General features: G+C 39.9%; 18 protein-coding genes. 10 read left to right on the top strand and 8 right to left on the bottom strand.

Going from position 1 to position 20,342, the window contains the following annotated elements; all coding sequences use genetic code 11:
- Nucleotides 1–97: 97 nt before the first annotated feature.
- A complete protein-coding gene (locus JWP71_RS14955) occupies nt 98–2,710 on the bottom strand; it encodes a hypothetical protein (protein WP_299501539.1) in 2,613 nt (870 codons plus the stop codon).
- Nucleotide 2,711: 1 nt separating this feature from the next.
- Nucleotides 2,712–4,853, bottom strand: a complete 2,142-nt coding sequence (locus JWP71_RS14950; RefSeq protein ID WP_299501537.1) for a hypothetical protein — start codon at nt 4,851–4,853, stop codon at nt 2,712–2,714.
- A gap of 726 nt (nt 4,854–5,579) precedes the next feature.
- On the opposite strand from JWP71_RS14950, the gene JWP71_RS14945 reads away from it, so the two are divergent.
- The 8 genes from JWP71_RS14945 (at nt 5,580) to uxaC (ending at nt 14,072) form a co-directional block, all read left to right on the top strand.
- Complete coding sequence (locus tag JWP71_RS14945) at nt 5,580–5,981, top strand: c-type cytochrome (protein WP_299501534.1); 402 nt, start codon at nt 5,580–5,582, stop codon at nt 5,979–5,981.
- A 170-nt stretch (nt 5,982–6,151) separates the two neighbouring features.
- A complete protein-coding gene (locus JWP71_RS14940) occupies nt 6,152–6,949 on the top strand; it encodes a ThuA domain-containing protein (RefSeq protein WP_299501532.1) in 798 nt (265 codons plus the stop codon).
- Nucleotides 6,950–6,999: 50 nt separating this feature from the next.
- Nucleotides 7,000–9,258, top strand: coding sequence for a hypothetical protein (locus JWP71_RS14935; protein WP_299501529.1), 2,259 nt, complete (start codon nt 7,000–7,002; stop codon nt 9,256–9,258).
- Nucleotides 9,259–9,366: 108 nt separating this feature from the next.
- On the top strand, nt 9,367–10,398 hold the full coding sequence (locus JWP71_RS14930; RefSeq protein ID WP_299501527.1) for a class I fructose-bisphosphate aldolase: 1,032 nt from the start codon (nt 9,367–9,369) through the stop codon (nt 10,396–10,398).
- Nucleotides 10,399–10,424: 26 nt separating this feature from the next.
- Nucleotides 10,425–11,195: an HAD-IIB family hydrolase gene (locus JWP71_RS14925; RefSeq protein ID WP_299501524.1), complete on the top strand. Its 771-nt coding sequence runs from the start codon at nt 10,425–10,427 to the stop codon at nt 11,193–11,195.
- Between the two features lie 141 nt (nt 11,196–11,336).
- Nucleotides 11,337–11,552 carry a hypothetical protein gene (locus JWP71_RS14920; protein WP_299501522.1) on the top strand — a complete coding sequence of 72 codons (216 nt, stop codon included), beginning with the start codon at nt 11,337–11,339 and terminating at the stop codon, nt 11,550–11,552.
- A gap of 18 nt (nt 11,553–11,570) precedes the next feature.
- Complete coding sequence (locus JWP71_RS14915; protein ID WP_299501520.1) at nt 11,571–12,590, top strand: hypothetical protein; 1,020 nt, start codon at nt 11,571–11,573, stop codon at nt 12,588–12,590.
- A 75-nt stretch (nt 12,591–12,665) separates the two neighbouring features.
- The gene (gene uxaC / locus JWP71_RS14910) at nt 12,666–14,072 is read left to right on the top strand and encodes a glucuronate isomerase (RefSeq protein ID WP_299501518.1); all 1,407 of its coding nucleotides are present in this window, start codon (nt 12,666–12,668) and stop codon (nt 14,070–14,072) included.
- Between the two features lie 307 nt (nt 14,073–14,379).
- Here the strand turns inward: uxaC and JWP71_RS14905 are convergent, their stop codons facing one another.
- Nucleotides 14,380–14,829: a YhcH/YjgK/YiaL family protein gene (locus JWP71_RS14905; RefSeq protein ID WP_299501516.1), complete on the bottom strand. Its 450-nt coding sequence runs from the start codon at nt 14,827–14,829 to the stop codon at nt 14,380–14,382.
- Between the two features lie 69 nt (nt 14,830–14,898).
- Nucleotides 14,899–15,924 (bottom strand): sugar kinase, encoded by a 1,026-nt coding sequence (locus JWP71_RS14900; protein ID WP_299501514.1) that lies wholly within the window; start codon nt 15,922–15,924, stop codon nt 14,899–14,901.
- Between the two features lie 215 nt (nt 15,925–16,139).
- Between JWP71_RS14900 and JWP71_RS14895 the strand changes: the two genes are divergently transcribed.
- Entirely contained in the window at nt 16,140–16,799 is a 660-nt protein-coding gene (locus JWP71_RS14895; RefSeq protein ID WP_299501511.1) for a bifunctional 4-hydroxy-2-oxoglutarate aldolase/2-dehydro-3-deoxy-phosphogluconate aldolase, read from the top strand.
- Nucleotides 16,800–16,830: 31 nt separating this feature from the next.
- Nucleotides 16,831–17,091, top strand: a complete 261-nt coding sequence (locus JWP71_RS14890; protein ID WP_299501510.1) for a VF530 family protein — start codon at nt 16,831–16,833, stop codon at nt 17,089–17,091.
- A gap of 268 nt (nt 17,092–17,359) precedes the next feature.
- Here the strand turns inward: JWP71_RS14890 and JWP71_RS14885 are convergent, their stop codons facing one another.
- The 4 genes from JWP71_RS14885 to JWP71_RS14870 all read right to left on the bottom strand — a co-directional run bounded on the left by JWP71_RS14885 (nt 17,360) and on the right by JWP71_RS14870 (nt 20,337).
- Nucleotides 17,360–18,208, bottom strand: a complete 849-nt coding sequence (locus JWP71_RS14885) for a hypothetical protein (RefSeq protein ID WP_299501507.1) — start codon at nt 18,206–18,208, stop codon at nt 17,360–17,362.
- Nucleotides 18,209–18,342: 134 nt separating this feature from the next.
- Nucleotides 18,343–19,146 (bottom strand): tRNA pseudouridine synthase A, encoded by an 804-nt coding sequence (locus tag JWP71_RS14880; protein ID WP_299501505.1) that lies wholly within the window; start codon nt 19,144–19,146, stop codon nt 18,343–18,345.
- Nucleotides 19,147–19,200: 54 nt separating this feature from the next.
- Nucleotides 19,201–19,422 carry a CDGSH iron-sulfur domain-containing protein gene (locus JWP71_RS14875; protein ID WP_299501503.1) on the bottom strand — a complete coding sequence of 74 codons (222 nt, stop codon included), beginning with the start codon at nt 19,420–19,422 and terminating at the stop codon, nt 19,201–19,203.
- Between the two features lie 312 nt (nt 19,423–19,734).
- A complete protein-coding gene (locus JWP71_RS14870) occupies nt 19,735–20,337 on the bottom strand; it encodes a GNAT family protein (RefSeq protein ID WP_299501501.1) in 603 nt (200 codons plus the stop codon).
- Nucleotides 20,338–20,342: the final 5 nt, after the last annotated feature.

The raw sequence follows: 20,342 nt of genomic DNA, 5'->3' as shown, positions 1-20,342 counted from the left end.
CTGAGCGATAGCGAAGAATCTTGTATAATTGATAGGTAAGCGCGTAGCTTGCCGCGTGTATAAGATTCTTCGCTATCGCTCAAAATGACAAATTAGCTTATTGAACAATAACCGCATCCTCCGGCGCTTCATTAACTAAACTTATGGCCCGGGTTTCAACCAACGGGTACCCAACCGGAGTTTCCATAAATAAGCCCAACCCTTTTACATCTTTTAAAAACTCCACCGATTTTCCTGCCGGATATTTAGCAGCAAGCTGTGCTTTATATAAACTAAGCGGTATAGCTATTTTGGTCCATTTATTAGGGATAGGCTGAATGCCCTTTTTTGACAGGCTATCCCTCTCTGTATTTACCAGGAAATTAAATTTTTGCGTGGTAGTGGCATACACATCCAGCACAATATATTTATTCTGCGACCAATCAACCGGGATTCCCAGATTTGCCAGGTGCCAGAAGTAGTAGTTAGAATTTTTAAAGAAAACCACTTCCAACTGCTGTAAAGGTTTTGGTATGGGTGGGGCTGCTTCTAACGGTGCGTTTTTTAATTGAGAGATCTCTTTGTCGACATCTGTTTGCAGTGCTTTAAAATCAATCAGCATGTGTAACCTTGCCAAAAACTGCGGGATGTATGATGCACTTATTTGGTTGGCATAAGCCGCCCATTTTAAGCTCGCGGCCTGTAGGTTATCTAATGCAATGGCTTTGTATTTTATCTTTTCGGTTTCATTGGTTGCTTTGTCCGACAGGTATTTATTAGTTGCCGCTAATATTTTCTTTGAAAAATACTGCCCCAAATAGGCCACCGCTTTAATATCATTAATAGTTTGGTTCAGCTCCTTGTTTTTTGTATTGTCCATTCCTTTTACTAAAGTCAAAGCCTCGTCGCTTAAATTTTGCAGGTTCTCTGCAACCTGAGGTGGGTTAGTGCCCGTAATGGATTGACCATTTAACAATGCATTACCATAAGCCGGAATACCTATCATTCCTTCGCCGTTTTGCGGGCCGCGGTTAATAAATTTATCAATGGTCATGAAACCATAAAAGCTGGTACAGGCCTCGGGGTACCATTCATAATCGTTCTGCGATTTTTGGTTATGGAACCTGTTGATGACCGGCATAATTTGCGACGCTTTTGCCCACGCAGTTTGCAATTTCTGAGCATTTGCTTCAGGAAAATGAGCTTTTATCTCCTTCGCAAAATACGAATCGGATAGGGTGGGGTCATAAGCCAGTTTACCCATTAGCTGGAAACTATACCAGCGTTTTTTAATAATGAGCTGGCGCGGAGTAGCAGGCGTTTTACTGATATATTCCCGTCCCCAGGTATAGCCATCAGGGCCCATGTAAAAGCCTTCTAAATGGTCGCGGTATTTGGGCATGTTTTTGATGTAGTCGCGGGTAAATGCGAGATCGCTGCCACCGCGCAAATTATACCATGAATCTTCACGTACGGTGAAAAAATATCGCGAATCGCCAATGCCATCCAGAAATTTCTGCTCGTAAATATATTTAGGTACGGTTGCCGAATACATGTGTGCCACCGAATATTTAAAGCTAAACTCAAGCGGGCAGCGCGGGTTTAAACCTGTGAAATTATTCTTAATAATGTTTACATCTGTTTGGTGCGTGCGGTGTATCAGTTTAAAAGTGCGGGTAGGCTCGTTAGCTAATGCATCATTTATGCCTTGCCCATAAGTTTCATATAAATACTTTTCTTTAGCATCCTCGGTTTGCTTATGCATATTTTCGCCCGATGTTAGCCCAATGCCTTTAAGTAATGGGTAAGTTTTTATCATTGTGGCCGTCGCTTTTCGGATATAATCTTTCGTTTTTTCGTCGCTCATTTTATCGGTAAACCCATAGCCTGAATTTTCCAGTCCGTTAATAAATACGTTCCAGGTAAACAGGTAAAAATCAATACCACGATCATGCCCGTATTGCATCACATCCTGCCAGAATTTTATTTTTTGGGCGATGGTCATTTTCTTTAAGGTGACCAAATGCGCGTTACTCGCCGGGGTAAACATATCTTCCCCATCCGAAGTAGGGTGCAAACGAACCGTGGTTTTCTTAATATCGCTCAAAGAAGCGTTAGGATATTCGGGCACCTTAACCAACGATGGGAACGGCTGCAGGCTCCATATAGAAATGATGTTGTACCTGTCGCGGGCCATTTCATCCAAAAACTCATGCCAAAAGCCCATATCCCACATGTTGGCTATATTATGCTGCCCTGCATCGCCATTATCGGTATAGCTTGGTGTGCGTGCATCCAGTGGAATATTAAATTTAATACCCCGGTTTTGCAGGAAAGGTTTTTTATCAATATCGGTTATAGAAGCCAACCCGTTAAGCCTAATGTTTTCGGCTACATCAAGTCCGCCGCAAATTAATCCGCTATTATCAAAGCCAATGATATACCAATCATTGCCTTTTTTACGAACGGAATATCCTTGCGACTCAGACTCCGGCCACGTAAAACTACCGGCTTCTTTGGTGCCGCGTAGTGTTAAGATCAGATGGATTTTTGCTGACGAACTTATGGTATAGCCTGCACTTTGCAGATACCTAGCCATTTCGGCTGCAGTAAATACAGCACTGTTATTTTGATGGTTGTAAATTATAGCTATTGTTCCCTTTATTACAACAGCATAAGTGCTGAGGGTTAAAATTGTAAGCATTAATAGCAGGCAAAATCTCTTTTTCATTTTATTTAGCTTTTAAAATATAGGTAGCATTCTTTGCAGTTTCAACATCTTTAGCAACATCGGGCCTTAGCAGCGCCCAATGGAAGCGGCTGGTATTATCAATAACCGAATTATTGCCGTCGGCAGGGTAAGTATAGCCGGTATAGGGCATGTCGTTATAAATTGGCCGGGTAATTTTAACTACCTCGTCCCAATAAGCCAACGCGTTTTGCAAATGAGTGATGGCGCTTTGTTTATTCTCTTCGGCGCCTTTTGTACGATAGGTTTGCAAGGCAACCCCTCCGCGTAATTTTTCGGCAAAATATAGCCCCAAATTGGCCCACGCTTTCACATCGGCAACTTCATACATTAAGGTATTGTTATTTGCAGTGTTGATGTTTTTAATCAATGTCAGCGATTTTTTACAATCGGCCTCTAACTGATCTGCCAAAATTGGCGGCGTGATTTGAGCACCTTTAAAATCGCCTTTGGCAAGTATTGCTTTTACATAATCCTTTATCGAAACATAATCCAGATCAAACGTAGCCTGGTTTATCTGCTGATCTACCGATATATAGCTCATCTTCTTTTTATTCATCGCCATAAACCCCTCGCTATACAATGAAAAATCCCACGTAAAATCAAAAGAGCAGGCTAAGCGCAACGGAGTTTTGGATGCTAATGCATAGGCCTCTAATAACGGCGCAGACTGCTTACCATAGCGGTGTATAAATTCTGCCTTAAAAACAGCATCAGGTGTGGCCGGGTTATATAACAGCCTGCCCCATAATTTATAAAACAACCATTGTCGCTGAAAAGCGTATTTAAAATTAACCGACCCTTTAATTTTAGTAAAATAATCTTTAGCCGGAATATACCCTTCCGAGCCAATAATATAACCACCGGCATAAGTTGGTGTATTGGCGGCAATATGCGCCCGTATAAAATCAGCATTTCCCCAGCGCAGGCAAAAGAAATCTTCGTTGCGCATTGTCCACACGGTTTTATAGTTGGTGGGTTCGGGTTTGAAATAGGTATCACTCAGTTTGCCGCCATGAACCTTTAACAATTTAGTTGTAGAGTGCCCATGCGACCAGTTAAATTTAAATTCGGTCCATATCGGGCCATCAAAATCTGTTTCGGCCTCGATGGTTTTGCGGGTTAGTTTCTCCACATTCACGCTGGTCGACCCGCCATCACTCACCCCTGCCGAAAGCGGCACCCGGAAAAGGAGCTTGGTTTTGCGTTTAGCCAGTTTCATGCCTTTTATTATCACATCTTCTACCCATTGGTTACGTGCTTCGGGTGTCATGCCGTTCATGGCCTCGCCTTCGGTAAAGCCCATACCGGTAAGGTCGGGGTACTCATCCAACAGTTGGGTTACACACTCGCGATTATACTTTTTTACAATTTCTGAAGTATCTGCATCGCCATAATGTATGCGGTTTTTGATGTTGCTTGTAGCCACCTGGTGTGCCTTGGAAAATTCGGTAGTTACAAATATGTTCCAGTTTACTACATAGGTATCAATGCCGCGTTCTTTAGCCATCCGGAATATAGCATGATACAGGTTTTGCCATACCTTCAACTCCGCATCAGTAAACGGACTTGCTTCCGGGAAATTCTTTGGCCTTATCATGTACGGGAACGGGTGCAGGTTCCATAAGGTTAATGTGTTAAAGCGGTTTTGGGCCATCATATCCAAAAACGCGCGCCAGTAATTTACATCCTTACAAGTCTCCATATGTAGGTCGACAGCGTAACCGGTGCGGTAGGGGTCCCACGGTAAATTAAATTTTATAGCGCGAAAGGGTAGGTTAGGGCTCTCGGCACTTGCCTTTATGTTTTGTAAAGATGTGCCGTTGCTAAGACTTTCGGCAATAGAAAGGCATCCGTACAAAATGCCATTACCATCACCGCCGGTTATGGTTATTTTTTTTCCTGCCGGATTGATAGAGTAAGCTTCTTTTTTAAGTTGAATGCTATCTATAACCAGAGCTATTTGATAGGCCGCCTTTTGTTGTAATAATGCTTTCTTTAAAACAGAAACCGCATACAAAGTTTGCGCTGACTTATCGGCACGTACAATTTTAACGCTTTGCGCAAACGCGGTTTGAACAATTAAGTAAAAACATACAGCCAGGTAACAAAGCGATTTTTTCATTTTTGATGGAGATAATAAAACCCTCAAACTTGTTAGGGATGGGGGTTTAGTTGTTGTTAATTATTTAATTATGAAGTTATTATTTTACACCAAAGATTGCGTTATATAAATTCTCAGCCATATCAACAAATGCTACTGTTTAAATAAGATTTTTCGCGCAATCGTGCATTGCCATAAGCCGCACGTTTGCAGCCTTATATGTTTTATTTATGTTGTTTGAAAAGCAGGGTATATGCTGCCGTTATTAATTGGTATAAGCAAAACTAATAATTTACAAATAGTAATAAGTGTGTTTATTATAACAAGTATGTGACTATTTATTTTATCAGCGGTAATACATTTCAATTTCAACAAACAATCGATTGTTTTGGCATTAAAAGCAATATTTTAAGTAACAATTGTACTACAAAAACATTGAAAAATTTATATTTTTGATGAGCCGAAATGAGCCTGCGAGAGCAAAAAAAGTGGTCGTTAAAGTATAAAAACGCAGTTTGCGGCTATTTTAACCCTGCGCATATTATTAACCTGTAAATACTTTGCAAAAAGGTTTATTTTAACAACAAAGCGCAGCTATTGATTTTGAGGCCATATTAATTAACTTTGTTTCATCGCTATTATAAAAGAGACTAAGGTCAGGCATGTTGGTGCTCGTTAAACCTCATTCAAAATAATAAGTCGTACAATCAATTAACCGAATAAATTAATAAACATATAATATACATCATGAAAAGAACTATCATCTTAACAGGCTTAATTATCGCAATTGCTTCGGTAAGTTCATTTGCGCAAACTGTTGTTAAAAAATCAACTAAAACTACTGTTGTTAAAAAAACTACTGTAGCCTCTGCTAAAAAAGTAAGCGCTGTAGATATAGAAGAAGGAAAGCAATTATTGGCAAAAAATGATTGCCTTAGCTGTCATAAAGTAGATGTAAAAGTAGTAGGCCCGGCATATAATGATGTTGCTAAAAAATATCCTGCTACCGAAGCAAATTATGATGCCCTTACTAAAAAGGTTATTGCCGGTGGTAGTGGTGTATGGGGAACAGTGCCAATGTCGCCGCACCCTGCTCTTAACCCTGCCGATATTAAAAAAATGGTAGAGTACATTTTGTCTCTTAAATAATAATACCCCCTGTTGAGTGATTGGCAGGATTGAACAAGTTTATTAGCACATGGGGTGTTAATAAACTTGTTGTTTTATAAAGTATAGTGCGGGTGATTATCTATGATGCTCTTTTAACCAATTGGCGCATTCGGATTTTTTGAATTAAACCAATATAACCTAAATAATACATGAGAAATCAATTAAAAATTAATCGCTTAATTAGCTATTTAGCATTGTGTGCTGTAGCTATTTTAATTAGTTCATGCGGCGCTTCGCATGGGGCTTCAAAAAAGAAAGATTATAAAGTGTTAATATACTGCAAAACGGCAGGCTTTCATCACGGATCTATTAAGGCAGGTATAGCAGCCATTCAAAAGATGGGTGCCGAAAATGGTTTTGCTGTTGACTCCACTGTTAACGAAAGCAAATTCACTGACGACAATTTAAAACAATATTCGGCCATTATATTTTTAAGCACCACCGGTGATTTCTTTAAAAAAGATGAGTCGAAAGCTGCTTTAAAAAATTATATAGAGCATGGTGGTGGCTATGTTGGTATACACGCAGCTACTGATGCAGAATATAATTGGCAATGGTATGGTGATCTGTCGGGCGGTTATTTTAAAGGCCATCCGGGTGGAACTCCTTTAGCAACTTTAGATGTTGTTGATTCAACATCGATCGCAACTAAGCATTTACCACGCCGCTGGACAAGAAAAGATGAGTGGTATCATTATAAGTTTATAGCTAAAGATTTGCATGTTTTAATAAAACTGGATGAAACAAGCTTCAAGTATGAGCCCAAGGATGAGAAGTTAAAAATGGGTGCAGACCATCCTTTAGCCTGGTATCATGATTTTGATGGTGGCAGATCTTTTTATACTGAGTTAGGCCATACAGATGAAACTTATTCAGATCCACTTTTCCTGCAACATCTTTTAGGTGGCATAGAATATGCCATGGGTAGAAAAAAGATGCAAAAATAGGTATACAACACAACCAATAAAACTAAACTAACAAACCTCAAATAAACTAAATGAAACATAATCACAAATGGCTTTTAGGTATTACATGCGCGTCGGCCGTATTGTTTTATACCTGTAAGGTAACACAAAAATATGTTACACAATATCCTGTGCAAAGAGACGCGTCAGGCAGAATATTGGTTGACATGCACCCTGATCCAACACCTAAATCTCCCGAAGAGGAAATGAAGCATATTTATATGCCTGCTGGATATCATTTGCAATTGGTAGCCAGCGAGCCTATGGTTAGTGCACCGGTTGCTATTGCCTGGGATGGTGATGCAAGAATGTACGTTGCAGAATTAAATACCTACATGCTTGATGTTAACGGTACCGGCGAACATAATGCCGATTGTAAGATCAAATTATTAGAAGATACCAATGGTGATGGCGTAATGGACAAAATGACTGTATTTGCAGATCATCTGGTACTGCCAAGAACATTGCAGCCGCTGGATCATGGCCGTTTATTAGTTAGCCTGACCTGGTCAAACAGCGTTTACTGCTTCCAGGATACCAATGGCGACGGTGTTGCTGATAAAAATTGGATAGCTTACGAAAATCATGGTACTAATACCAACAATTTAGAGCATCAAAAAAGTGGGTTAGTTTGGAATTTGGATAACCGCTTGTACCTTACTTATGATCCCGTACGCTATACTGTAAAAGGTGATAAAGTGATCCCTGATACTTTAATGGAAGGTGCCCCGCCACAATGGGGTTTGGGTAACGATGATTATGGAAGATTATTCTTTTCATCTGCTGGTAGCGAAGTTCCTGCATTGGATTTTCAGCAAAACCTGCATTACGGTCAATTAGATTTCAGAGATCAATATGACCCGATTGACTTTAACGCGGTATGGCCCATCGTAACTACTCCTGATGTACAAGGCGGTTTAAACAGGTTACGTAAAACTGATAGCACACTTAATCACTTTACTGCCAGCAATGGACAGTCGATTTTTAGAGGCGACCGCTTACCGGCCGACATGAAAGGCGATCTGTTTATTTGCGAACCGGTAGGAAGGTTGATACGTAGAGCTAAAGTAACTAACACCAATGGTAAGATATTTTTAAAGAACGCTTATGATAAATCAGAGTTCATTGCTTCTACAGACCTTAACTTTAGGCCGGTAAATACTACTACGGGCCCTGATGGTTGTATGTATATTGTAGATATGTACCATGGTATAATTCAGGAAAGCGAATGGACCAAAGCAGATAGTTATCTGCGCCCAAAAATTCAACAAAAAGGACTTCAAACGAATGTTGGTCGTGGCCGTATCTACCGTTTAGTTAATGATGCGTACAAACCCAATAAAGTTCGTCCGCATATGTTGGAAGAAACCAGTGCACAGTTAGTTGAGCATTTAAACAGCCCTAATGGCTGGTGGAGAGATAACGCGCAAAAACTATTAGTGCTTAGACAAGATAAATCTGTAGTGCCTGCATTAAAAACCTTGGCTGCCGGTGGTGGTCAGTTAGCCAGGATACATGCGTTATGGACCTTGAATGGGTTAAACGAGATGGATGCCGAAACATTTGGTAAAGCTTTAAAAGACCCTGATGCCGAAGTACGTAAAACTACTGTTTGGATTGGCGAGGACTTTATGAAAAAAGATAGCCATGCTATAGATGTGCTGGAAAAAATGGAAAATGATCCAAGCGCAGATGTTCGCTTCCAGTTATTGCTAACCATGCGTTTTGTAAAAGCTGATAAAGGAAAACAGATAATTGCTGATTTGTTGAAGAATTATCCTAATGATCCGATGCTGACTTATTCTCAAACTACATTTGAAAATAAAATTAAAGCAAAGGCAGAACAGATAGTAAGGCAAAAAGCTTTAAATGAGCAAAGTGCAAAACTGGTTGGCCAGGGTTCAATAATATTTAAACAACTTTGCTTTACCTGTCATGGCACTGATGGTAAAGGTGTTTTCAATGGTGGGGTAACTTCAACTGCACCTGCATTGGCCGGTAACCTTGATGTAAATAACATGTCGTCAGATAAATTGATAAGGGTATTGCTTTATGGTTTAAGCGGCCCTATAAGGGGTACTGCTTATACTGATGTAATGCCTGCATTAGGTGGTAATGATAATACTTATATCGCATCGGTATTAAGTTATATCCGCAGCGACTTTGGTAACAAAGCGCCTGTTGTATTACCTGAGGATGTACAAAGAATTAGAGACGCTACAGTTGGTAGAACAAACGGCTATACCATGGCCGAATTGGATACCATAAAACCTTTGCGCAGAAGAAGATAATTCTTAAATATATTAAATCCTGAAAAAGGGGCTGACCAAAAATGGTTAGCCCCTTTTTTATTGCAAAGTAATCAAACACAATTAACACTAATAGTTGTTGATGCTTTAATGAATATTCAAGACCTTAAACAAATAGCATCAGCATTAATGGCAGGCGATAAGGGCCTGTTGGCAATGGACGAAAGCTTACCAACCTGTAATAAACGTTTTGCAGAGGTGGGCATACCACTAACGGTAGAATACCGCCGGGCTTACCGCGAGCTAATTGTTACTGCACCAAACTTAGGCGAGTGTATTAGTGGTGCCATTTTGTTTGATGAAACCATCTATCAGGCAACAGCAGACGGCGTTTTATTTGTTGATATACTGAAACAGGCAGGTATTATTCCCGGAATTAAAGTAGATGCAGGAACAGTGAATTTGGCCGGATTCCCGGGTGAAAAAGTTACTGAAGGTTTAGATGACCTGCGCGACCGGTTAAATAAATACTATAGCTTAGGTGCACGTTTTGCTAAATGGCGCGCGGTTATTACTATAGGCGAAGGCATACCTACCGATGGTTGTATAGAAGCAAATACACACGCGCTTGCCCGTTACGCGGCCCTTTGCCAGGAAGCAGGGTTAGTACCTATTGTTGAGCCTGAAGTATTAATGGATGGCGACCATACAATTGAGCAGTGCTATGAAGTAACGGGAAAAACCATACAGAAACTTTTTGAACAATTAGCTACCCAAAGAGTGAACCTGCAAGGATTGATATTAAAGCCAAATATGGTTATAGCGGGAAAAGACTGCCCTAAACAGAACTGGGTAGATGAGGTTGCAACCGCTACGGTTAATTGCCTGTTAGAATCAGTTCCTGCCGAAGTGGCCGGTGTTGCATTTTTGTCCGGCGGCCAGTCTGCAGAGGATGCAACCGCGCATTTACAAGCTATGAATATTAAGTTTGCCGGTAAGTTGCCATGGCCGCTTACCTTCTCTTTCGCCAGGGCTATACAACAACCCGCCTTAGCAATTTGGAAAGGTAATCCCGAAAATGTAAAAGCAGCACAGCAAATGCTTTACTTTAGGGCAAGCATGAATAATGCCGCACGGCGCGGAGAATACAGTGTTGATAAGGAAAGCGCTGTAGGGAAATAAAAGCGCCCTGATATTGAACTAATTATATGAAAAAACTTATTGTATTTGACCTGGATGGGACACTTGCCGAAAGTAAATCGGCAATTGATGATGAAATGGTAAAGATATTGAACGCTTTAATAAGCGTTACCCGGGTTGCTATCATATCAGGAGGCGACTGGCCCCAGTTTGAAAAGCAGGTATTGTCTTATTTAGCAATAGATAAGCAACTTAAAAACTTGTCAATACTGCCTACCTGTGGTACTAAATTCTATGAATATAATGGAGAATGGAAGAAATTATATTCGGAAGATTTTACTGGAGAAGAAAAAAAGAAGATTATTAACTCGCTTAATGCCGCTGTTGAAGAGCAAGGCTTTAAGCCTGAAAAAACATGGGGTGAGCAGATTGAGGATAGGGGTAGCCAGATCACCTACTCGGCACTAGGGCAAGAAGCGCCTTTGGCTGCAAAGCGGGAGTGGGACCCCGGCTTTGCCAAACGGAAAAAGATACAAAAGGCACTAAGCATCACAATTCCCCAATTTTCTGTGAATTTAGGTGGTACCACTTCTGTTGATATTACCAAACCCGGCATTGACAAAGCATACGGAATTAAAAAACTAAGAGACATATTAAATATCAAAAAAAAGGAAATGATATTTATTGGCGATGCCATATTTCCGGGAGGAAACGATTACCCGGCAAAAGAAACGGGTATTACTACTATCGCTGTAAAAGATCCCGACGAAACCAAGCGTGTTATTGAAGGTATTATAGCCTGTTTAGATAAAAAAGGCAGATATGATAATGTTTTTTAAACTTTTAAAAGATACAAGTATTCTCATAAATGTATCTGTCCCACACTGTCCCAGGTGTATTCAGGTGTCCCTGGGACAGCACATCGAATTGCAATCAAACAATTTACCTCAATTTGTATTATTAGTATCAAATAAACTATTATGAACAAGTTAATCGGAATTGTATTAATTGTAGTAGGTGCCATAATGATAATATGGACCGGATTTACTTATACCAAAAGGGAAAAAGTAGTTGATGCCGGCCCCATCCAAATATCAGCGGACCGCCAAAAAACCGTTAACTGGCCGCCCTACCTGGGTGGTATATTATTAGTTGGCGGCATTGTAATTGTTGCTACTTCAAAAAAATCAATATAAATCAGTCTGCCTATATAAATGATAACGGTTAAAAAAGAAGGTGTAATTCTTACTACCACTGATCTTGATTTTGAAAACGACGGGGTTTTAAATCCGGCTGTTGTTAAGGAGGGTGATATCGTCCATCTTTTTTATAGGGCAGTTCGTGTGGGGAATTACTCTACTATTGGCTATTGTAAGCTTGATGGGCCGGTAAACTTAGCCGAACGTATGGCTACTCCATTTTTGATGCCGCAATTCGCTTATGAAAAGCATGGTATGGAGGATCCCCGGATAGCAAAAATTGATGATACCTATTACCTGTCATACATAGCCTTTGATGGTAAAGATGCGCTTGGGGCCGTAGCTACATCAACAGATCTGCAACATTTTGATAAGCATGGTATAATTGTCCCGCAGATTACTTATGCCCAATTTGATGAACTTTTTATAAGCAACAATAACTTTATAGAACGATACCGGGCGGATTACAACGCGGCTGATACTATTGTGATGGATAAGGACCTTGTTTTCTTTCCCAGCAGGATAAATGGAAAGCTCACTTTTCTGCATCGTATAAAACCGGATATACAAATTGCCGCTATTAATAGCCTTGACGAATTGACGCCTGATTTTTGGACAAATTATCTAACGCGTTTAGAAGATAGTATATTTCTTTCGTCTAAATATGATCATGAAATAGCTTACGTAGGTGGCGGGTGCCCTCCGGTTGAAACGGCGCATGGATGGTTAGTAATTTACCATGGCGTACAATATGTTGCTAAAGGGTACGAATACTCGGCATGTGCTGCCTTATTTGATCTGGATGATCCCAAAAAAGAAATAGCGAGGCTGCCATATCCTTTGTTTAAACCCGACCAGGAGTATGAATTAGCAGGTGATGTAGATAATGTTTGTTTTCCTACGGGTACCGCTTTGTTTGATGATATGCTATACATTTATTATGGTGCCGGCGATGATATTATTGCCTGCGCATCGGTAAGTTTATCTGCCCTGGTTGCCGAGTTATTGCTGCACTCTTTTTCGCAATCGTTATAGTATTTCGGTGCCGTTAAACTTGGTAAACTACTATATATAAAGTATAATTGTCGTCTGCAATTTATATGTGAACCGATGAAGAATTTTCTTGACGACGACTTTCTATTAGAAACCAAAACCGCGCAAAAATTATATCATGACTATGCAAAGTCGATGCCTATAATCGATTATCACTGCCATTTGCCGCCTGATGAAATTGCCGCCGATCTGAACTTTAATAACATTACCCAAATGTGGTTAAACGGCGATCATTATAAGTGGCGGGCCATGCGTGCCAACGGTGTAAATGAAGCCTATGTAACGGGTAATAAAAGCGATTGGGAAAAGTTTGAGAAATGGGCAGCCACCGTTCCGTATACGCTGCGTAATCCCCTATATCACTGGACACATCTAGAACTGCAGCGCTATTTTAGTATTAAAGAGGTATTATCTCCCGCGACCGCGAAAAAAATATACGATGAATGTACAGAAAAACTGCAATCGCCGGAGTTTAGCATACGCAGCCTTATCACAAAGTTTAAGGTAGAGGTTATAGGTACTACCGATGATCCGCTGGATAATTTGGCGCATCACCAAAAAATAAAACAGGATGGGTATGGTACGAAGGTGTTACCATCGTTTAGGCCGGATAAGGCGATGAATGCTGATAATATTGAAGTGCTTAACGCTTACATTGATAAATTAGAGAAAGTAGAGAATACTACCATAACCGATCTGGACGGTTATCTATCAGCGTTAAAAAGCCGCCATGACTATTTTGCTGCTAATGGCTGTGAAGTATCAGATCATGGATTAGATCATATCTATGCGGCTGATTATACCGATGAGGAAGTAAAAGCCATCTTCAATAAAATAAGAAGCAAGCAAGCTATTACACAGGATGAGAATTTGAAATTTAAATCAGCATTGTTGTTCCGGTTTGCTTTATGGGATCATGAAAAAGGCTGGGTACAGCAATACCATTTAGGCGCTTTACGTAATAATAATACACGCGCGCTGGCAACTTTAGGCCCTGATACCGGCTGGGATTCTATAGGTGATTTTACACAAGGCAAAAGCTTGTCGGGCTTTTTGGATAAATTAGATAAAGAGAATAAGCTGGCTAAAACCATATTATATAACAATAACCCGGTTAATAATGACCTGTTTGCCGCTATGGCCGGTAATTTTAATGATGGATCAGTAGCAGGTAAAATGCAGTTTGGTTCGGCGTGGTGGTTTATGGATCAGAAGGATGGAATGACCGCGCAGTTAAATTCACTTTCAAACATTGGGTTGTTGAGCGGGTTGATTGGTATGCTTACCGATTCGCGCAGCTTTATGTCGTTCCCGAGGCATGAGTATTTCAGGCGGATATTGTGTAATCTTTTAGGTAACGATATTGAAAATGGCGAACTACCTAATGATTTGGAATGGACAGGTAAGATAGTGCAGGATATCTGCTATAATAACGCGAGGGAGTATTTCGGGTTTTATAAGTAACATTTGATCCTGTCATCCCTGTGTTTTGTTACACGCGAATGTGTAACAAAATGTAACAAGTGAAACAAGATTTTGAGTTAACCTATTGTTTATTAGAGAATTGCGAAAAAGTGATGTAACAAAATGTAACAACTTATTCGTCTGTATTTTTATAGTTGATTTTAATGTATTTAATTGATAATCAAATAATTGTGTATTGACTGATTTTGAGGTGATGAAACAAAATCAAAATGTCTAATGACACTGACAAAAAAAGGGCGCCGACCATTGGTCAGCGCCCTTTTTTGCTAATGCTTAATGTTCGAGATTATATCGTCACCTTAACCACCAATTTCTTGATCAAGCCTTCGCCAATCATTGGGGCGTGAACATCCTCAGGGAAGAAAATAACAAACTGACCACCTTTTAACGCGAAGTGCATATCAGGCGCATCAGCATAAAATAGTACATCCTTTTCGTCATTGTATTCGCCTTTAGGGGCAGTACAATCTGTACGGGGTTTCCAGCCAATGGTTTCGTTGCCACGGATGCAAATCTGTATATCGATGTTTTTATTATGGCACTCAAACTTTTCGGCAGCAACCTTGGCAGCTTTGCCTTCATTGTCTGATACAATGGCTTTAACACCATCAGCGATCTCGAATTTACCAACTTCTAAAGCCGCAAGGTTTTGCGAAGCCAGGTATTCAAAAGCAACCTTAAAATTTTTATGCAGGCCGTAATATTTTTCGGCACTTGCCAGGGTATCTATTATCATGTTAGTTCATGGTTAATGGTTCATAGATAATAGCTGATACGCCATGAACTATGAACCATGATCTATTACCTATCTCTGTACACGGCCAGAACCGTCGCCTTTAACCAGTTCCTGAACTTCGCCTAAAGTAGCATGGTTCAAATCGCCCGGAATAGTGTGTTTAATTGCAGAAGCAGCAACGCCAAATTCAGCAGCATCGCTCATTTTCATCTTGGTAACCAAACCATAGATAAAGCCACTTGCAAACGAATCGCCGCTACCAACACGGTCAACTATACGTACTTCGTATTGTTTGGTGTGGTAAAACTCGGTGCCATCATATACCAAAGCGCTCCATCCGTTGTCAGACGCGCTATGGCTCTCTCTCAGGGTTGAAGCAATATATTTAAACCCAAATTTCTCTTTCATTTGTTTGAAAACGCTTTTGTAGCCATCCAAATTCAATTCGCCTTTGGTTACATCAGTACCTTCGCTGGTAAAGCCTAAAGTAGTGTCAGCATCTTCTTCGTTACCAATACAAACATCAACATATTGACAAAGCTCGGTCATTACCTGGCGGGCTTTTTCTTTGCTCCAAAGTTTTTTACGGTAGTTAAGGTCAATACTGGTGGTAATACCTTTTGCTTTAGCGGCTTTTAAAGCGGCTAAAGTAAGCGCGGCAGCTTTATCGCTAAGTGCAGGGGTAATACCGGTAGTGTGAAACCAATCCGCACCTTCAAATATCTTGTCAAAATCAAACTCGCTTGCATCAACTTCTGATATGGACGCATCCGCACGGTCATAAACCACTTGTGATGCACGCATAGAAGCGCCTGTTTCCAAAAAGTAAATACCTAAACGTTTGCCGCCACGTGCAACAAATTGCGTATCAACGCCATAACGGCGCAAGTGGTTTATAGCTGCCTGGCCAATTGGGTTTGCAGGTACTTTTGATACGAAGGTTCCGTTTAATCCGTAGTTGCAAAGTGCTGCTGCAACATTTGCTTCACCCCCACCATAGGTAACATCAAAGCTGTCGCTTTGAACAAATCTTTTGAAATCAGGAGTTGATAATCTCAACATTATTTCTCCTAGTGTTACGACTTTTTTAGACATCGTTAGTGTTCTATTTAAATGAAAAATTAATTTATAAAATATTGTATGATTGATTAATAAGAAGTGTCCAAAAGTACGTTAAACCTAAGTAATTACGAAAGCTTTAATGAAAAATAAAGGAAAACGTTTGCGTAACAATTGTAACTATTTGGCGACTCAAATTCCCCGTATTTTAATATTTCTTTCTACATTTACCCATCAATTAATTTACTAAAATGGATAAGAAAGAAACCATATTAAAGCTTATACCTGAGCAGGGTATTTTGCCATTATATTTTAACAAGGATGAAGAAGTAAGCATTGAAATATTGCGCGCTCTTTATAAAGCAGGCATTAAAACTATTGAATACACTAACCGCGGCGAAGCTGCATTAAAGAACTTTGCCAAACTGCGCGAAGTGTGTGATAAAGAATTAGGCGGAATGTATTTAGGTGTAGGTACTATAAAAAATGCTAAAGATGCACAGGCTTTTGTTGATGCCGGTGCAGATTATATCATCAGCCCCGGATTGGTTGAGGAAGTAATACCTGTAGCCGAAAAACATAATTTGCTTTGGGTACCCGGTTGTATGACCCCCTCTGAAATAATAAGGGCCGAAAATTTGGGTGCTAAGGTGGTTAAATTATTCCCGGGCAATATGTTGGGCCCCGCATTTCTATCCAGCATAAAAACATTGTTCCCTAACTTGTTATTTATGCCTACCGGTGGTGTCGAGCTAACCAAAGAAAGCATTGGCGGCTGGTTTAAGGCAGGTGTTTGCGCGGTGGGTATGGGTAGCCAGCTAATTAGCGCCGGCGTTATGGAAGGTAAAAAATATGCCGAGCTAACCGAAGCTACTAAAGAAGCTATCGCGATAGTAAACGCGAGCAGATAATTATTAGTTGATGGTTCATGGTTGATAGATCATGGATTTTTGGTTTCAATACTATGAACCATCAACTATCAACCATGAACCAATGGAACAACCCAACAATAAGCTTCATGGAATAACCCTGGAAACCATACTCAACGAGTTGGTAGCCAAATACGGCTGGCCCGAACTGGGTTATCGTATCCGCATTAATTGCTTTTTGGAAGATCCCAGTATAAAGTCAAGCCTGAAATTTCTGCGCAAAACTGATTGGGCAAGGAAAAAGGTGGAAGAGTTGTATTTGAAGGGGAAGTAAGATAATACACTAATTGTCAATAGTTTAAACCGCGTCATTGCGAGGAACGAAGACAACCGACCGTAGGGAGCTCATCAATTCCAACAAAAAACAAAACATATTATTGATAATCTCTAAGTAAGCTAATCAGTTGTGCAGTAGTTGTATTTGAAGGGGAAGTAGACCATGCCTTCTCCGCCGCGTCATTGCGAGGAACGAAGCAATCTCTACGTAAGCTAATCAAATGTGGTTGATGTCGATACACGCAAGTCAGATATTAAGACTTTGACTAAAGTACCGATATTTTTAAATAGTGAGAGTATGTGTTTTTTTCGTTGGAGATATTTGGATATGCAATCGGTACATAGAAACAACCATCTGTTGCCCAAAACATTGCTTTTTCATCATCGAGTGGTAGCCAGTTTTTAAAGCTTACAGTTAAAATCGTTTTTACAGAGTCTCCATTAATTTTATATAATTCCAGATCTGTTGCATCCATCTCAAAGTTTGACATCACACCTATCAAATATTTTTTATCATTAGAAATATGTGGGAATGCTTTAAATGTAGAAGTTACTACGCCAGTTGTTTTATCAATCAGACTATAGTCGCCACTTTCAGTTGCATCATATTCACCATGAATTAAATACTTATTAAAGAAAAGAAATTGACCAACATATTTATAAGTATTATAATTTTCTCCTTCATCTAAATCTTTGTAACGTTTAATGCCATTTTGATAAGGTAGTTCGATGACCCCTTTTATCTTTTTAATATTTATCGTGTCCCGAAGTAAATAATCAACAACCGTTGATTTTTTATTTTCATATTCTGACTTACTAATTAATCTTAGATCGAGGTATCCTTTTAAACTTAAATATTTTTTATTGATATTGGCTGGATCATCCTTAACAATAACTCTCAAATCTTCAGAGCTATCTATATTTTTAGCAGCGTCGACTTTTGATATTGAATTAGATATAGTTTTAGTATTAGCAACAGATGATGGGCTTGATTTACAGGAATCTAAAATTGTAAAAAACAAGAGTGAAGCTGCGGCTTTATAAACGATGTTTTTCAAGATAACTGGATTAGGTAACGTCTCTAAATTAGGTGTAATAGCAATGAATTTAGGCATTTTTTATTATAAAGCAAGAGCATATCAATTCTTGAGAGGATTAAGCTTGTTGTAACGAACTTATAAAAGTTGATTGTCCTACGTAGAGATTGCTTCGTTCCTTGCAAAGACGCTCGGGGAGGATGGCTGTTGGATTAAATCTTTATCCAATCATTATCTTGATCTCTCAATACAGCAAACGTACTTCGAGGTGCCAAATCCAAATAGGGGTATGTAACTTTTGAAAGATATAATCCCTGCGGATAGGCAGGAATAATAATTGCAGGGGTTTCTTTACTGATGAGATAAGATTCAAACTCATCCACACTCATTTTATTACGACCAATATCCAGCAGTCTACCAACTATTATCCGTATCATCTTGCTTAAAAAACGATTGGCGGATATTTGAAAACGCAGCTTGTCGCCACTCGCGTCGGCAAATAAGGCGGCAGAAGATACATTACAGATGGTATGCTCATTCCTGTCCGGACTTTTACAAAAACCACGATAATCGTTATATAATGGGAGCAGGGCAACGGCGGCCTTCATTTTTTCCAGGTCCCAGTTTTTTTCTAAATACAGCGAGCTGAATTCGCCTAAGAAAGGGTCTTTATAAGCATGGATAAAATAATCGTATGATCGTTGTACGGCATCAAAACGGGCATGGGGTAAGCCGTCCATCGGTATAATATCAAACACGGCAATATCATCCGGCAGGATTTTATTCAAACGAAAAAACAGATCAAACTTCCATTCTTTCTCTACATCCATGTGGAAGAAAAACTGGCTGGCATGTACCTGCGCGTCTGTTCGGCCGCAGCCTATGATAGTAACGGGTTTTTTTAAAAGACCGCCAAGCGCGGTCTCTAACACCTCCTGCACATTTAATACACCCGGGTGCTTTTGCCAGCCACTATATTTAGTGCCATGATAACCTATGTGGATGAAATAACGCAAGAGGTTGATTATTGAGACTTACGAAGTACTTAAAACTTCGTAAGTCTTATGAGTTTAAACTTTCTTTGGAGGCAAATCAAATGCTACTGCATTATGCTCAAAATGGCCTTTATGTGAGCCATCGCAAAACGGCTTATTGGCAGACATGCCGCAACGGCAAATAGAAACAACGGTGCGGCCCTGCAAACCGTAGTTATTGCCCTGCATATCTACAATTTCAAAATCGCCTTCGAGTTTTACCGACCCGTTGTTATTAATAGTAATTTTTGTGCTCATATATAAAAGTATGTTTTGGCAAATATAATTTAATGCGGTGGCTTTTATTGATTAAATGTTATTCGGACTGTGCAAATGCATAAAAATAATAATACACTCCATTTAGGAGGCTCCCATGGAGCCTTTCTAATATTTCTAACAAATTTGTCTATAAACAGGAGACTCCTCCGGAGTCAAATGTTCGCTTTGTTTTAGCAATACTTGCTCCGGAGGAGCTTCCTGTTTATAGAAGAGACAAGACAACCCCTATTTTGGCTCCTATTGGAGCCTCCTTATATAGGCGGTACGCTTTGAGTTATTTTTAATGAGAACTTATCTTAGTTTGCTGCCAAGTTGATCTTTTATAGTTGCAAACCATTCGTTCTTCAACATGCTTAACACAATAGAATCCCTTCTGCCACCGGTAGGCAGTGCCATGTGATCCCTTAAAATACCTTCAACTGTACAGCCTATACTTTTCATAGCTGCTATGCTGCGTTCGTTCCGGGCATCGGCCCTAAACTCTACACGTGCCATGCCCAAAGTCTCAAACGCAAACTGTAACAGCAAAAATTTGCAATGCTTGTTTAAACCTGTTCCCCTAAAATTCTTACCATACCAGGTATAACCCAATTGCAGGGTTTGATGATTTGGCTGGATATCATAAAAGCGGGTACAGCCTGCATATTGTTGGGTTCGTTTATCGTACACAATAAAAGCGTATTCCTTACCCGTTTCGCGCGCGGCAAGGGCCTCGTGGACATAAGTACGCATGCCATCTTCGCCTGCCGCGTTTTTAAGAAAGAATTGCCAGGTATCTGTTTCGTTTAGTGCAAAGGGTAGCAAAAACTGCAGGTCTGTTTCTTTTAACGGACGTAATAACACTTGCTCATTTTCCAATATGTATGCTGCTTCGGTATCGAATTTTGTTGTCATTTTTA

The organism is Mucilaginibacter sp. (assembly GCF_028287845.1).
Lineage (GTDB): Bacteria > Bacteroidota > Bacteroidia > Sphingobacteriales > Sphingobacteriaceae > Mucilaginibacter.
The sequence above is the reverse complement of the archived record's forward strand: the minus strand, read 5'-3'. Positions and strand labels throughout refer to the sequence as shown.

Excerpts from the sequence above, each read along its gene's own strand:
- JWP71_RS14920 (WP_299501522.1), top strand. The coding sequence starts at position 11,337 with ATGAACAAGTTAATCGGAATTGTATTAATTGTAGTAGGTGCCATAATG.
- JWP71_RS14935 (WP_299501529.1), top strand. The coding sequence starts at position 7,000 with ATGAAACATAATCACAAATGGCTTTTAGGTATTACATGCGCGTCGGCC.
- uxaC (WP_299501518.1), top strand. The coding sequence starts at position 12,666 with ATGAAGAATTTTCTTGACGACGACTTTCTATTAGAAACCAAAACCGCG.
- JWP71_RS14900 (WP_299501514.1), bottom strand. The coding sequence starts at position 15,924 with ATGTCTAAAAAAGTCGTAACACTAGGAGAAATAATGTTGAGATTATCA.
- JWP71_RS14875 (WP_299501503.1), bottom strand. The coding sequence starts at position 19,422 with ATGAGCACAAAAATTACTATTAATAACAACGGGTCGGTAAAACTCGAA.
- JWP71_RS14945 (WP_299501534.1), top strand. The coding sequence starts at position 5,580 with ATGAAAAGAACTATCATCTTAACAGGCTTAATTATCGCAATTGCTTCG.
- JWP71_RS14950 (WP_299501537.1), bottom strand. The coding sequence starts at position 4,853 with ATGAAAAAATCGCTTTGTTACCTGGCTGTATGTTTTTACTTAATTGTT.
- JWP71_RS14895 (WP_299501511.1), top strand. The coding sequence starts at position 16,140 with ATGGATAAGAAAGAAACCATATTAAAGCTTATACCTGAGCAGGGTATT.
- JWP71_RS14955 (WP_299501539.1), bottom strand. The coding sequence starts at position 2,710 with ATGAAAAAGAGATTTTGCCTGCTATTAATGCTTACAATTTTAACCCTC.
- JWP71_RS14870 (WP_299501501.1), bottom strand. The coding sequence starts at position 20,337 with ATGACAACAAAATTCGATACCGAAGCAGCATACATATTGGAAAATGAG.
- JWP71_RS14930 (WP_299501527.1), top strand. The coding sequence starts at position 9,367 with ATGAATATTCAAGACCTTAAACAAATAGCATCAGCATTAATGGCAGGC.
- JWP71_RS14940 (WP_299501532.1), top strand. The coding sequence starts at position 6,152 with ATGAGAAATCAATTAAAAATTAATCGCTTAATTAGCTATTTAGCATTG.
- JWP71_RS14905 (WP_299501516.1), bottom strand. The coding sequence starts at position 14,829 with ATGATAATAGATACCCTGGCAAGTGCCGAAAAATATTACGGCCTGCAT.
- JWP71_RS14885 (WP_299501507.1), bottom strand. The coding sequence starts at position 18,208 with ATGCCTAAATTCATTGCTATTACACCTAATTTAGAGACGTTACCTAAT.
- JWP71_RS14925 (WP_299501524.1), top strand. The coding sequence starts at position 10,425 with ATGAAAAAACTTATTGTATTTGACCTGGATGGGACACTTGCCGAAAGT.
- JWP71_RS14915 (WP_299501520.1), top strand. The coding sequence starts at position 11,571 with ATGATAACGGTTAAAAAAGAAGGTGTAATTCTTACTACCACTGATCTT.
- JWP71_RS14890 (WP_299501510.1), top strand. The coding sequence starts at position 16,831 with ATGGATTTTTGGTTTCAATACTATGAACCATCAACTATCAACCATGAA.